Genomic DNA, 13,660 nt, shown 5'->3' with positions numbered 1-13,660 from the left:
TAATAGAACTAGAATTAGTTACTTCCAAACCAAGAAAGCAGGTGGCATACATAGAACAGATGCAGGGCCATTTCAACGGCTGGATTGTCCTATTATCATTCGTCATTGCCGTATTGGCCTCTTACTCAGCGCTCAACTTAGCTGGAAAAATCACTCGTTCCCGGGGGAAGAACCGAACAGTTTGGTTAATTGCAGGGTCTTTGGTCATGGGGGTTGGCGTATGGTCCATGCATTTTGTCGGCATGCTCGCCTACCATATCCATGCGAATGTTACTTATGACGCGACGATTACGGTATTGTCCTCGCTTGGCAGTATATTGGCGTCGTTCATTGCTTTTCATATTACAGCGAGGAGTCATTCCGGCGCTTGGCGGTACGGAATCGGCGGTTTAATTATGGGATGCGGTATCGTAACGATGCATTATACGGGCATGAGTGCCATGCGTATGCCTGGTCAAATTACGTATAATCCCGCGTTGTGGCTCCTCTCAGCCGCCATAGCGTTAATTGCTTCTTATGCTGCACTGTACCTGTTTCACAGGCTCCGCCATGTGCCGGATTTCAGTGTGTGGAAGCTGATCTGCGCAATCGTCATGGGCATCGCCATATGCGGCATGCACTATACGGGCATGGCTGCAGCTCAATTTACATACACAGGTGAAGCCCATCAAGCTATGGCCAGCGATGAACAACCGCAGTTCTTTTTGTTAGTGGGCGTAGCGTTGTCCACCTTTATTATCCTTGCGGTTTCATGGGGGGCGATCTTTTTTGAACGTCATGTTTTGGAAAAGATGGCTTACAGCGATCAGCTGACCAATTTGCCGAATCGGCACGATTTGCAGCGCTATTTTGCAGAGCAGTTCGAAGCGTCAATGAGCGGAGCGCTTTTGTTTATAGATTTGGACCGATTTAAGACCATTAACGATACATTAGGGCATGACTTTGGTGATTTGCTGCTTCAACAGGTGGCAGGCAGATTGAGAGCCTGTATCGGGGACAAAGACACGCTCTTTCGACTGGGAGGCGATGAATTCCTAGTCATTACCAAAGAAACGGATCAAGAGAACATCAAGCAGTTAGCCCAAAATATTCTTAACGGAATCAAGCAGGCATATTTCATCGAGGTTCATGAGCTCTACGTGACGGGGAGCATAGGGATTAGCGTAGCGCCGGCTCACGGGGTTGACCGCTCCTCGCTGCTGAAGGCGGCTGATACGGCGATGTATAATGCCAAGCACGCCGGCAAGAACCGTTACCGGTTCTTTGATGAGGAGATGAACCGCACCCAGCTGCGTAAGCTGCTCCTGGAGAAGGATCTTCGTAAAGCGATGGTTCATAATGAATTCAAGATTATGTATCAGCCCAAGTGGGATACGGACACGAACCAGTTAGTCGGAATGGAAGCGCTGCTGAGATGGGAGCATCCGCAGCTTGGTTTGGTTTCACCGGGTGAGTTCATTCCGATCGCAGAGGATACCGGTATCATTGTGCCGTTGACGCGCTGGATTCTGAATGAGGTTTGCGACCAAAACAAACGATGGCATGACGAAAATAACATGCGTGTATGCATCTCCGTTAATATGTCTATTCGTGTGTTCGAAAGCGGGCTGCTCTACGAGATGGTCTCTGAAGCACTGCAAGTTTCGAGTCTGCCTGGCAGCTATCTCGAGCTCGAAATTACAGAGTCCATCGCGATGAGCGATGTTGCCGATACGATTCGGCAGCTGCATACCGTTCGTGAGCTGGGTGTTAAGATATCGCTCGATGATTTCGGTACGGGGTATTCTTCGCTCGGAAATTTGGATGAACTGCCCGTGGATACGCTGAAAATTGATCAAATCTTTATTCGTAAAAGCAATCAGACCCCTAAACAAGCAATTATCAGCAACATTATCGCGATTGCCAAAAATTTGAACATGGACGTTGTGGCTGAAGGCGTAGAAACCTCCGAGCAGATCGAATTCCTTCAATCACGCGGGTGCCATGTCATGCAGGGCTATTACTACGGAAAGCCAATGTCCGTCACAGACGTTAACTACTGGCTGGATCATGTGCAAAGCAAAATGTCCGTATAAAATGAGTTCCAGGGGAGGACCGTGTGGCTCGCCTTTCTAAGCGAGTTCGACCCGATGGGACGCTGATTGATGCCTTAACGATGTTATTCAGCGTTGGAGGCGTAAAAGTAAATGGAAACGAGCGAATAGCGATGCTTTCCATCGTTACAGAATAGAAAAAGGCAGTATGGTGAGCCAGAGTGAAGCAATAGCGTTGTTTTTCATCGTTACAGACGTCAGAGAAAATGGAATCGAGTCCGTAATGATGATTTTCATCGTTACTGATTTGAACTGTGCAGATGCGATACCTAATTATCTCCTAAGTCGCAAAAGGATGGATTTACACGCAAAAGAACCGTCAGGGACAGGCCCTGACGGTTTTTCTCACCACATAAGAAAGTATTAGTTTTCGGGATCCGAAAACCGCTTTCTTATTGGCGATAAAACTTACCTCTGAACGCGGTCGCTCATCTTTGAATGGCCTCGATAGAGGTTTTCTCACTGAGCTCTTAAACGGACGGCGCAGCGAATTCCGAAGCTCTCCACTCTGCGATCAGCTTCTTCGGAGCCGTGCGTGCATATCCCTCCACGAGAAGATCTTCAATTTCCGACCAAGCGACCCGCTCAGTATCTTGAATCGATACCCAGCCATGGTGGCCGATATAGGCCGTTTTTGAATAGGGCGTACCCTCCTGCTGAAGCAAAAACTCTTGAGTGGTTAGGTTCGTCTTAAGCGCCATAGAGGGGTTTCCTTCGTGCTCACCCAACATGACAAAAGGCTTGTCCTTCACGCGGAACGTGGTATGTCCGAAGCCATCCACTTTTTCTTCAACCTGAGGTAGCTTGATACAGAAGGTGCGTACTTTTTCGAGCAATTCCAAACCTTTAACGGATATAAATTCATGGGTCATTAGATACACTCCTTTAGTCGGCCTAGGATTCATTCAAGACGTAATGATGAAAATTTGTTGTTAAGGTTCACAATCGCCTCCATGTTATAACAAACCATACTCGCCATACACCGGATCAGCAATTCCCGTATACGGCTGTTCTCGAATACCATACTAGAGAAATCGCTTCACGAACCGGTATCCCGTTTCTTGAAATCCGAGCGATTGACTTAGGGATTGAGTCCCGTTCTTGCTCTCCGATCCGGCTACCCACCATAAGCCCGTACACTCATGCTGATTTGCCAGCTGTTCTGCGTATTCTTTTAACTTGCTGCCAGCGATTTGATGCTGCTGCGTCGCATTGGATGAAATGAGCGAGGCTTCGCTGTTTTTAAATTCGTTATCGCCGCACTGGCGAATTCGAAAGGCCAGCGTTCCGAGAATCTCGCTCTTTGTTTCGCAAACAAATAGCGATTCATAGGGGGTGCCGCGCATGAAGTGGAGCCTATTCTCGATGTGCAGCGGAGAGATCGATTTACCGGTATGGCGTGAAAGGAACAGGCTAATCTCTTTCGTGTCTTGCGGGGTTGCTTGACGAATGACTAAGTTCATACGAGGTCCTACTTTCTTTAATAAAGTGGCTTTGTTAATTGTACCATATATTGGAACGCCAGTTCTATATTTGCAATCACGCGAGGTGGCTCGCGGGTTCCAGCGCTTAGCATCGATAATAGAAAAACCCGCCAAGTTGGCGGGTTTAAGACTAAATCACACGGTTCATGCCTGCGCATGAATCGTGTTCAGCGTTGTGCGGTCGCTCGCCTGGACGAGCTTAATGAGCAGTTCCTTCGCGGCGGCGTAGTCGTCCACGTGAAGGATCGACGCGGACGTGTGGATATACCGCGCGCATACGCCGATGACGGCAGACGGAATGCCGCTGCCTTGCACGTGCACTTGTCCGGCGTCCGTACCGCCGGACGAGATGAAATACTGATACGGGATCTTGTGCGTCTCCGCCGTATCCAGAATGAACTCGACCAATCCCCGGTGGGTGATCATGGTCGGGTCAAAGATGCGCAGCAGCGTGCCGCGCCCCAGCTGCCCAAAGGCATTGCGGTCGCCGGTCGCATCGCCGGCGGCGCTGGCATCCAGCGCGTAGAACAAGTCCGGCTGGATGAGATTCGCCGCCGTCATGGCGCCGCGCGCGCCAACCTCTTCCTGTACGGTCGCCCCGGCGTACAGGACGTTCGGGAGCTTCGTGCCGTGAAGCTCCTTCATGAGCTCAATCGCCAGGCCGACGCCGTAGCGATTGTCCCAAGCCTTAGCCATGATCCGTTTCGGATTGGCTAAGGGGGTGAACGGGCAGACCGGCACGATCTGCTGCCCGATCCGAACGCCGATGGCTAGCGCATCGGCTTTGTCTTCAGCGCCGATGTCCACGTACATCGACTTGATGTCGGCCGGCTTGCTGCGCGCAGCTTCGTCCAGCAAGTGCACGGGCGTCGAGCCGATGACCCCGAGGATCGGCCCGTTGTCGGTCATGATCTGCACGCGCTGCGCGGGCAGCACCCCGCTGAACCAGCCGCCGAGGGGCTGGAACTTGATGGTGCCGTGCTCGGTGATGCCGTTCACGAGAAAGCCGACTTCGTCGAAATGTCCCGCGACCATCACCTTCGGGCCGCTCTCATCGCCGCGCAGGATGCCGAATAGGCTGCCGAGTCCATCCTGGATGAACTCGTCCGTATATTTTTCCATTTCGCCGCGTACAAATTGACGAATCTCACGTTCAAAGCCCGGCGCCGCTTGCAGCTCGGTTAACGTGCGAAAAAGCTCCAATGTCTCTAAATTCACTTGAGTCCCTCACTTTTAGGAAAATGGTGTTGCATGTCCTTCTATCATGAGCCCTATTTTACCATATTAGGCAGGTGAAACTCATGCTGTTCTCATGTCCGGCTGGCATAATTTTGACAATGGTTTATGATTTGGCGGGAAATGGGATTCTGTAATCGAGAGGATCATTGTAAGAAAAGGTGGTAGGTGACTGAAACTGACGTATATGGGAACCTTTCGCGAAGACGTAGAAAGAATGGGGCTGTTAAACGTGTGGGAGATCCCCTTGGAGAAATGGCGCCTATAATCGGAAAGGCACTTGATAAGTGTCTTTTTCATTGTATAGGAAATTGTGCAAGAAGCTGATTGTGGGTAAATGAGCATTTATTTTGGAATGTGTGTTTGGCTGAACTCTTTGGAGTCTGTCACCTTAGTTTGCTGATTTTTCCTATAGAGAACAAACGTTCTCTATTAAAGCCCGAAGAGACGCTAAAAGGGGAAGAATCTCCGTCTAGGGGTCGATTAAAGAACAAATGACCATAAATATGGAAGATTGTTCTTTAATTAAAGACCATTGTTCTTTCGAGACCTGTTTGGAACATTCCTCCAATGAATTTGCGTCCAACGGGTGCTCTAATAGCGACCCTTAGTCTCTAATCTGCTGACTATACCTACTTTCAATCACCTTATGCCCCTTCGTTCTTTAAATGCAGATTCGGCATTAAGACGACCCGTAAAAAATAGGCCAAGAATCCCCGTTGACAAAACTAATGTAATTAGTTATTATACTAATATAAATAGCAAACGGGAGGCGTTTTACATGAAAATAACTCGCAACGGTGCTTTGTATCAACTGGCTTTTATGCCGCGGATTTTTCCGGTCAATTGCTATCTGGTAGAAGAGGAGAAGGAGCTGACGCTCGTTGATGCGGCGATGCCTTTCAGCGTGAAGGGCATTCTGCAGGCGGCGGAGCAGATCGGCAAGCCGATTACCCGCATCGTGCTTACGCATGCGCATGGCGATCATATCGGGGCCTTGGACGGGTTGAAAAAAGTGCTGCCGCAGGCTACTGTGTACATCTCCCGCAGAGATGCTAAGCTGCTGGCAGGGAGCAAGGAGCCTGAGGCGGGTGAGCCGAACTCGCCGATCAAAGGCGACGTTCCCAAACCGGGGGCGGTGCAGACGAAGCCGGACGTGCTTTTAAATGACGGCGACCGGATTGGCTCGCTGCAGGCAATCGCCGCTCCGGGCCATACGCCGGGGATGATGGCGTTCCTCGATGTGCGGAGCCGTGCTTTGATTGCCGGCGATGCGTTTCAGGTTCGCGGCGGCGCAGCCGTGTCAGGCGTGGTGAAGTTTTGGTTCCCGTTCCCAGCCATGGCTACATGGAATAAACAAGTTTCACTGGAGAGTGCACGTAAGCTGAGAGAGTTGAAACCGAGCCTTCTGGCTGTCGGACACGGAAAAATGATTGAGCATCCGCAGCCGGTTCTGGACAAAATTTTGGAAGAAGCGGCAAAAAAGATTACAATGGAAGCAGCGAGTATTTAGAAACGAGGATAACTGATGGCATATCGACAAGGATTAGACACAGACACCGTTTTGCAGGCGGCGATAGAAATCGCGGACGTTCAAGGCGTCGAGCAGGTGACTTTAGCGGCATTGGCTGCCAAATTAAACGTGAAGACCCCATCCCTTTACAATCATATTAAAGGTCTGCCTGCACTCAGAAAGCAGTTGTCTCACCTCAGCTTGGTTCGGATCAAAGAAGCGATGGTCGAAGCCGTGCTTGGAAAAGCGGGAGAGGACGCTTTACTGGCCGCAGGTTTTGCCTACGTTGAATTTGCCAGGAAGCGGCCGGGACTATATGATGCCATGGCATCCCTTCAAGATTTCGGAGATCCGGATTTGCAGGAGGCAAGCAGCAATGTAGTGGGGTTTATGCTGCGGCTGCTTGAGCCGTATTCGCTCAGTGAGGAAGATGCGCTGCACGTCGTTCGCGGGTTCCGCAGCGTTGTACATGGCTTTGCTTCCTTGGAGCTCAAGAACGGCTTCCGTATGGAGCTGGAGCGCGATGAAAGCTTAAGACGACTGTTGACTACGTACTTGCGCGGTTTGCGAACCGCCGACAAATAAAAAAGCGCGAGAGGCCGTTTAAGGGCTTCTTGCGCTTTTTGTTCATGAATACGATTGGCCTGGCTGACAAGCTTCCACCTGAAGTCCGGAATCGACGTAGCCCTTATCGATGGATCGCCATAGATATAATGATGCGAAACTGCGGTAGGGGGCCCATGCCGGTGCGACAAGTCCCAAATAATTGCCGTCCGGTCGGTCTTCCAGACAGTGAAGCCATTTGGCTGCCCGCTGAAGGCCGACATCGCCTAATGACATGATATCGGGTCGTCCCAAAGCAAAAATAAGAAACATCTCCGCCGTCCACGTTCCGATACCTTTGACGCTGACGAGCTGCTTGATCAAAACATCGTCCTCCAGTTTGTGCAGCTCATCCAGCTGTACTTCACCGGCAAGTACTTTGCCGCTCAAGTCGCGAATATATCGGATTTTGGGATAAGAAACGCCGCACTGCCTGATCGCTTCCTCATCCGCCGCAAGCACCAAATCGGGTGTGACGCTCGGCAGTACAAGTTTCACTCTCGATTTGATCGTCGCCGCCGCCTTCGCGGAAAGCTGCTGGGAAATAATCGACATGACGAGAGATTCGAAGGGATTGGAGCTAGGTATAATTGAAAGGTCACCTACGAGTCTGATCAAAGATGCGAGCTTCGTGTCGGCTTGGCTAAGGAAATCGATAGCGGGATTACGACTGTTGAGATGAATCGGGCTGAAGGCTGTCTCGACAGGTTCTCTGATATCCATGGGTTCCTCCGCATCAATGTTTATTCATTTCTTTTACAATACCATTAATTGTAAAGGATTACCCGATAAGGTACAATGAAACATGTGGGTTTTCACAAACTAAAAATTGTAGAAGAGGTGTCTCAGAATGGTTTTAGGTATAAACCCGTATATTACATTGGATGGTCAAGGCCGGGATGCAATAAAATTTTACGAAGATGCAGTAGACGCAAAAGTCGCGGTAGTTCAAACGTTCGGAGAAATGCCAGCCAACCCTGAATACCCATTACCAACTGAAGCTAAAGATCGCATTCTTCATGCCCTCTTAAAAGTCGGAGATAACAGTCTTATGATTTCTGACACATTCCCCGGTCATGCTGATGAAGTAGGAGCTCATGTTTCCATTGCCATTATGATAGGCAGTGTGGAAAAATCCAAACAAGTCTACGAAAAACTGCAGCAAGGCGGTCAAGTGAAAATGCCTTTGCAGGAAACTTTCTGGAGCCCGTCTTATGGTATCGTTACCGATAAGTTCGGAGTAACCTGGCAAATCTCAACAGAAGTTGCTTCTAAATAAATAGGTCGAAAAAAGGGCTGTAACGCGAAATGTCGTGTTACAGCCCTTTTTTATAGCTGTGAAGCATGTGAAGGGGGGTGGTACTCGGAATAAGGGGCAAGTTAGCATGAAAGTGCAAAGCGTACAACAACAAGCAGCAAGTGCACTGCTGGAAAGATGTTTTTCATCGTTGCAGTGGGCGAGGGGAAATGAAGTCGTATCTCTAATGATGTTTTGAATGCTTGCAGACGAGAAAAAAAGCATTGTTGTACTCTGAGCGAGGCTGGAAAGATGTTTAACATCGTTACAGGCATGTAGGGATGTTGCCATCGTGTCGATAACGATATTTTTCATTTTTACAGACGGGATGATGGAGGATTGGCGATGGTCTGCGGTTTCAAAACGTAATTTCCAATTGACACCTACCGCCGCGGTAGCTACAATGAACTTAAGTTCATACAAGTGACGGAGAACAGGAGAGCTCACGGAGATTGCCCATTGCAAGCAATGAGGCAATTCTTGTGAGTTTTTTTGTTCCATTCGATCACATACGAAACGGAGACGATCGCAATGTCTTTGCAAGCGCAAAACATTTTACCGGCTATTCGTAAAATTAAAGACTTGGAAAAGTTATTTAAGTCCAATTATACGTATATTGTGATGCTGGACAGCCATATTGGCCAGCTCAAAAGCGTGGTGGATCTCGCGAGATCCAACGGGAAAAAGCTGCTGCTGCACGCTGATTTGATCGAGGGGCTCAAGAATGACGAGTACGCAGCGGAATTTCTTTGCCAAAGCATTCGGCCGGCCGGTTTGATTTCAACTCGGGCTAATGTGATTACGAAAACAAAGCAGAATGGATTGCTCGCGATTCAACGGCTTTTCCTGCTTGACAGCAGCGCCTTGGATAAAAGTTATACATTGCTGGAACGGACGCAGCCTGATTATATTGAGGTACTCCCTGGCGTTATCCCGCATATGATTACGGAGGTGAAGGAACGTTCAGGCATCCCAATTTTCGCCGGCGGCCTCATTCGTTCGGTCAATGACGTGGAGAATGCGCTGCAGGCTGGAGCTACGGCCGTAACAACATCGGATACCGCATTGTGGCGGTATTACGACAGCTGATCTGGTGCCAGGATCAAGGGCAGCCCAAGTTTTACAAAGCTTTAGCTTTTAAAGTAAAGACGGCAGTGTTATACTAAATTACAAGTTCATATTCGGTTGGAGACTAGGAGAAACCACAGCGGCCTGTACGTGCAAACGTGCCAGGTATGTTGTGGTTTTTATTTTTTATCTAAAGCATACACCTACGAGGGGGAGAGAATAACATGACAATGAAAGCACAAGGGTTTTCCGGGTTGAAAAGAACGCAGTTGCTGCAAGAGATGGCAGGGCAAGAGTTTGATTTGATTGTAATCGGCGGGGGAATTACCGGCGCCGGCATCGCTTTGGATGCGCAAAGTAGAGGGCTTCGTACGGCGCTTGTGGAGATGCAGGATTTTGCTGCCGGTACGTCGAGCCGCTCGACGAAGTTGGTGCACGGAGGGCTGCGCTATCTCAAGCAGCTTGACGTGAAAGTGGTTGCCGAGGTAGGGAAAGAGCGCGCTATCGTTTATGAAAATGGGCCGCATGTGACGACGCCGGAGTGGATGCTGCTGCCTTTTTATAAAGGCGGGACGTTCGGCAAGCTGTCCACATCGCTCGGTTTGCGGGTTTACGATTTCCTGGCAGGGGTCAAGCGTTCGGAGCGCCGCCGCATGTTCGATCCGGCAGAAACGCTCGCACACGAGCCGCTGCTGAAGAAAAACGACCTCAAAGGCGGCGGCTACTATGTAGAATACCGCACGGATGATGCACGTTTGACGATCGAGGTGATGAAAAAAGCCGTCGAGCTGGGTGCAGTGGCGGTGAACTACGCTAAAGTAGAGGAGCTGCTCGCGGAGAATGGCAAGGTGGTCGGTGTGCGGGTTGTCGATCAGATCGGCAGCGGTAAAGGCAAAGGCGAAGGTGATGGAGAGGCTTACTCGATCTACGCCAGCAAAATCGTCAACGCCGCAGGCCCTTGGGTGGATACGCTGAGAGAGATGGATCGCTCGAAGCATGGCAAGACGCTGCACCTGACCAAGGGGGTGCATCTGGTGTTCGATCAGAGCCGGTTTCCGCTGCGGCAGGCGATATATTTTGATACGCCGGACGGACGGATGGTGTTTGCCATCCCGCGCGATGGCAAAACCTACGTCGGGACGACGGATACGAACTACAGCGGGGATATCGTGAATCCCCGCATTACGGTGGCGGACCGCACCTATTTGCTGCATGCGGCCAATGAGATGTTCCCGTCCCTCGGGTTGACGGAGGCCGACGTCGAATCGAGCTGGACAGGGCTGCGCCCGCTGATCCACCAAGAGGGAAAAGACCCGTCGGAGATTTCGCGCCGAGACGAAATCTTCATCTCAGACTCCGGCCTCATCTCGATGGCCGGGGGCAAGCTGACCGGCTACCGCAAGATGGCGGAGACGGTCGTGGACAAGATCGCCGCCATGCTGGCGGCGGAGGGCAAAGCGCCGGCGGCCCTGCCGCCGAGCCGCACCCGGACGCTGCCGATTTCCGGCGGCGAGGTGGGCGGCTCCGCGAAGCTGGCGCCGTTCTTGCAAAGCAAGGTCAGCCAAGCCCTGCGGCTGGGGCTGACCGAAGCCGAGGCTGCGCTGCTCGCGCGCCGGTACGGCTCCAACGTGGATGCCGTTTATGAGCTGCTCGAGCAGCTGAGGGATGAAGCGGCGGAGCGGGAGCTCCCTGCCGCGGTGCTCGCTGCGCTCGTGTACGCGATCGAGCGCGAGATGGCGGTGAAGCCGGCGGATTTCTTTATCCGCCGCACGGGCGCCCTCTTCTTCGACATCGCGTGGGCAAAGCAGTGGAAGGCGCCGGCGATCGCCTTCATGGCCGAACGCTTCGGCTGGGACGAAGCGCAAACGGGCGCCTACACCGCGGAGCTGGAGCAGCTGCTCCATGACGCGGTGAACCCGCTGGAGGCTTAGCTCCAGCGCCTATAATAAGCTAGACGGCCGCGGTCGTCTGGCTTTCTTTGCTTTTCGTCCCCATTTGCACTCACCAAATAATTTCCTGAACGGCCGGATCGTGGTTCGCTATGACCGCCAAACAGTCCTTCCTTTGCGAAAAATCCCTAATCCATTGTAAGGATTCTCTTGCTTGCTGTTCGTCACTTGTATGACCGGGCAGCACCAACTCATTCCACGATTTCTCGGAATAGGCTGCATCTGAAACGAGTAGGACCCAACCGTCACGTACACGGACAAGCGTAGAAATCAATCCCGCCGTGTGCCCGGGTGTATAGATCAGATAAATCGTTTCATCACCGTACAAGTCTTTACCAAGTTGATAAGGACCGAATGGAATCGGTTCGAGCACAAACGGCTCGAGGGTAATATCCTTGCATCTTGCTATTTGATAGGGCTTCGCCGCATTCCATTCCGGCTCGCTGACGATAAAAGACTGAGCACCTGCAAGTAAATGCAAGCCGCTGATGTGATCGACATCGAGATGGCTGATCACTACGCATTTGATTTGTTCGGCAGTTCGATGCCGGGCTGACAAATGTTCTTTGATGGATTGGCCGGGGGGCAGCTGTGGATGGCAATACTTATAAGCGTGCCCCAGATGCTGTTCCGGATCAGTGCGTACCATTTCGCTCCAGCCTGCATCAATGACAACATCCCCTTCGGGATGCTCGATCAAATAACAGGAAACGGGCAGCCATAGTTGATAAGCTTCTGATCTTTCATCAACAGGCGGGACATCGGCAATTGTACTGTCCTTATAAGCTAATCGGTGATCGACTTTAACTTTCCCGCAATGCAAAATATGAACTTTGATATCGGTTTTCAATGTGTGTCCTCCTTTCATTTTAATAACGTTAAATTAATCTAATAGTATTAAAATAAAGTTTTATGGTATACTTGTCAAGTGTAGGAGGGGAAATTTATGGCGAGAAGACGAATCTATCCGCAGAGCCGTCTCACCGGCTTTGAAGAGATCGAACCCACTCATATTCCGCTGGACCGTGCGCGTATTATTGAAGTGACAGTAGACTTGTTAAATGAATGTGGTTTAAAAGACTTAAGTATGCGGAAAATAGCGGATGCATTGGGTGTGAAGACAGCCTCCCTCTATTATCACGTTAAGGATAAAGACCAGCTGCTGCAGCTGCTTGGCGATAAAATTAGCGAGGACATGATTTGGCCGGATCCGCAACTGCCCTGGAAAGAGCAAATGGCGCAATGGGGAGCTAATTTTCGTAAGATTCTTAGTAGCTACAGAGATGCTGTAGAGATCTTTAATTCCGCAATCGGAATTGGCGACGGCCGGCTGAAGCAGATCGAAAAGCTTTATCAACTATTCGTTGCAGCCGGATTCCAAGACAGTCAAATACCTTGGATGGCGGCCATGATAAAAAATTATGTGCTTGGATTCGTGGCAGAAGAAGCTCGTCTTTCCTTTTTTGCCCAACAGGGAGAAGTAGACGCTCAGCAGTTTAGTGAGCAATACAATCAGTTCTATAGTCGTCTTCCCGCGGACAGGTTTCCGAATATGATCCGATTAGCGCCTTATACAACAAGCTCCAATTGGGAGAATGAATTTCAATTCGGTCTCGGCGTGCTGATCGACGGTTTCTCCATGAAGCTTCCGAATTCTTAATCACGGAGAATCATTTTGCAGAAGTAGGTGTATGCCCGCAAATGGAAACATCGGAGCTTTTATCGTACTTAACCGAGGAAAATTTGGCGATGCTGCTGGCCAAGTATCGGTCGCTTGGACCTTTTCCCGGCATTTTTTTAACCTTCATGAAATCGTTCATTCCACCGCTCCCAACGCTCGTCATTATTAGCGTAAATGCGGCTGTATATGGTCTGTGGCTTGGCTTCCTCTACTCTTGGATCGGCATCGTGAGCGGATGCACGGTCACGTTTCTCATTGTCAGGAAAGTTGGCGGCCATCGCTACTTGGAGCGCTGGGTGCAGAAGCCCAAGGTGCAAAGAGCCTTGCTGTGGGCCCGTCGCCATGCCTTCAGTTATGTGTTTATTCTCAGCTTATTCCCTGTGGGGCCGTTTGTGGTGATTAATGTGGCCGCAGGGCTTGTCCAAATGAAATTACGCGCTTTTCTAATCGCGGTTGCGCTCGGCAAAGCGGTTATGGTGCTGTCCGTTTCTTATATTGGCTACGACGTGAAGCGGTTTATTGAGCATCCGTTTCAACTTGTGTATGTCGTCTTGTTTATTGTCCTTTCCCTGGTTCTCAGCAAGCGGATCGAGAAGCGGTTTGTTTGAATATGCCTGAGGGAAATTCCACAGCTAAAAAAAGAGTCGAAGGGTTTTCCTTCGACTCTTTTTGCGGGTGCGCCCAGCATGGGCGCTATCTATAGGGTTCAAGTCCCGAATGGCGAAGGCAGTAGTAG

13 protein-coding genes are annotated in these 13,660 nt (G+C 50.5%); 8 read left to right on the top strand and 5 right to left on the bottom strand.

The window, feature by feature from the left end; genetic code table 11:
* The first annotated feature begins 59 nt into the window (after positions 1 to 59).
* Complete coding sequence (locus ACFQZT_RS13465) at positions 60 to 2,075, top strand: bifunctional diguanylate cyclase/phosphodiesterase (RefSeq protein ID WP_379300580.1); 2,016 nt, start codon at positions 60 to 62, stop codon at positions 2,073 to 2,075.
* Between the two features lie 488 nt (positions 2,076 to 2,563).
* On the opposite strand, the gene ACFQZT_RS13460 is transcribed toward ACFQZT_RS13465, so the two are convergent.
* From ACFQZT_RS13460 to ACFQZT_RS13450, 3 genes are all read right to left on the bottom strand, one after another.
* Positions 2,564 to 2,965: an MmcQ/YjbR family DNA-binding protein gene (locus tag ACFQZT_RS13460; protein WP_379300578.1), complete on the bottom strand. Its 402-nt coding sequence runs from the start codon at positions 2,963 to 2,965 to the stop codon at positions 2,564 to 2,566.
* A 153-nt stretch (positions 2,966 to 3,118) separates the two neighbouring features.
* Positions 3,119 to 3,556: a GNAT family N-acetyltransferase gene (locus ACFQZT_RS13455; protein ID WP_379300576.1), complete on the bottom strand. Its 438-nt coding sequence runs from the start codon at positions 3,554 to 3,556 to the stop codon at positions 3,119 to 3,121.
* A 165-nt stretch (positions 3,557 to 3,721) separates the two neighbouring features.
* The gene (locus tag ACFQZT_RS13450; protein ID WP_379300574.1) at positions 3,722 to 4,795 is read right to left on the bottom strand and encodes a M42 family metallopeptidase; all 1,074 of its coding nucleotides are present in this window, start codon (positions 4,793 to 4,795) and stop codon (positions 3,722 to 3,724) included.
* Positions 4,796 to 5,594: 799 nt separating this feature from the next.
* Between ACFQZT_RS13450 and ACFQZT_RS13445 the strand changes: the two genes are divergently transcribed.
* Positions 5,595 to 6,326: an MBL fold metallo-hydrolase gene (locus ACFQZT_RS13445; RefSeq protein WP_379300572.1), complete on the top strand. Its 732-nt coding sequence runs from the start codon at positions 5,595 to 5,597 to the stop codon at positions 6,324 to 6,326.
* 15 nt (positions 6,327 to 6,341) lie between these two features.
* Complete coding sequence (locus tag ACFQZT_RS13440; protein ID WP_379300570.1) at positions 6,342 to 6,911, top strand: TetR/AcrR family transcriptional regulator; 570 nt, start codon at positions 6,342 to 6,344, stop codon at positions 6,909 to 6,911.
* Positions 6,912 to 6,953: 42 nt separating this feature from the next.
* Here ACFQZT_RS13440 and ACFQZT_RS13435 read toward each other — a convergent pair whose 3' ends face one another.
* Positions 6,954 to 7,652, bottom strand: a complete 699-nt coding sequence (locus ACFQZT_RS13435; RefSeq protein WP_379300568.1) for a DNA-3-methyladenine glycosylase family protein — start codon at positions 7,650 to 7,652, stop codon at positions 6,954 to 6,956.
* Between the two features lie 127 nt (positions 7,653 to 7,779).
* Here ACFQZT_RS13435 and ACFQZT_RS13430 point away from each other — a divergent pair, with 127 nt between their 5' ends.
* The 3 genes from ACFQZT_RS13430 to ACFQZT_RS13420 all read left to right on the top strand — a co-directional run bounded on the left by ACFQZT_RS13430 (position 7,780) and on the right by ACFQZT_RS13420 (position 11,225).
* Positions 7,780 to 8,208 (top strand): VOC family protein, encoded by a 429-nt coding sequence (locus ACFQZT_RS13430; protein ID WP_379300566.1) that lies wholly within the window; start codon positions 7,780 to 7,782, stop codon positions 8,206 to 8,208.
* A gap of 549 nt (positions 8,209 to 8,757) precedes the next feature.
* The gene (locus tag ACFQZT_RS13425) at positions 8,758 to 9,315 is read left to right on the top strand and encodes a glycerol-3-phosphate responsive antiterminator (protein ID WP_379300564.1); all 558 of its coding nucleotides are present in this window, start codon (positions 8,758 to 8,760) and stop codon (positions 9,313 to 9,315) included.
* Between the two features lie 203 nt (positions 9,316 to 9,518).
* Positions 9,519 to 11,225: a glycerol-3-phosphate dehydrogenase/oxidase gene (locus ACFQZT_RS13420; RefSeq protein ID WP_379300562.1), complete on the top strand. Its 1,707-nt coding sequence runs from the start codon at positions 9,519 to 9,521 to the stop codon at positions 11,223 to 11,225.
* A gap of 70 nt (positions 11,226 to 11,295) precedes the next feature.
* Here ACFQZT_RS13420 and ACFQZT_RS13415 read toward each other — a convergent pair whose 3' ends face one another.
* Positions 11,296 to 12,093 (bottom strand): N-acyl homoserine lactonase family protein, encoded by a 798-nt coding sequence (locus ACFQZT_RS13415; RefSeq protein ID WP_379300560.1) that lies wholly within the window; start codon positions 12,091 to 12,093, stop codon positions 11,296 to 11,298.
* A 96-nt stretch (positions 12,094 to 12,189) separates the two neighbouring features.
* Between ACFQZT_RS13415 and ACFQZT_RS13410 the strand changes: the two genes are divergently transcribed.
* Together ACFQZT_RS13410 and ACFQZT_RS13405 are read left to right on the top strand one after the other, a co-directional pair.
* A complete protein-coding gene (locus ACFQZT_RS13410) occupies positions 12,190 to 12,903 on the top strand; it encodes a TetR/AcrR family transcriptional regulator C-terminal domain-containing protein (protein ID WP_379300558.1) in 714 nt (237 codons plus the stop codon).
* Positions 12,904 to 12,944: 41 nt separating this feature from the next.
* Complete coding sequence (locus ACFQZT_RS13405; protein ID WP_379300556.1) at positions 12,945 to 13,532, top strand: TVP38/TMEM64 family protein; 588 nt, start codon at positions 12,945 to 12,947, stop codon at positions 13,530 to 13,532.
* The last annotated feature ends 128 nt before the right edge of the window (positions 13,533 to 13,660 follow it).

This window comes from Paenibacillus sp. GCM10027628 (assembly GCF_042676385.1).
Taxonomy (GTDB): domain Bacteria; phylum Bacillota; class Bacilli; order Paenibacillales; family NBRC-103111; genus Paenibacillus_E.
Note: the sequence above shows the minus strand (reverse complement) of the source record. Positions and strands in the feature narration are given on the sequence as shown.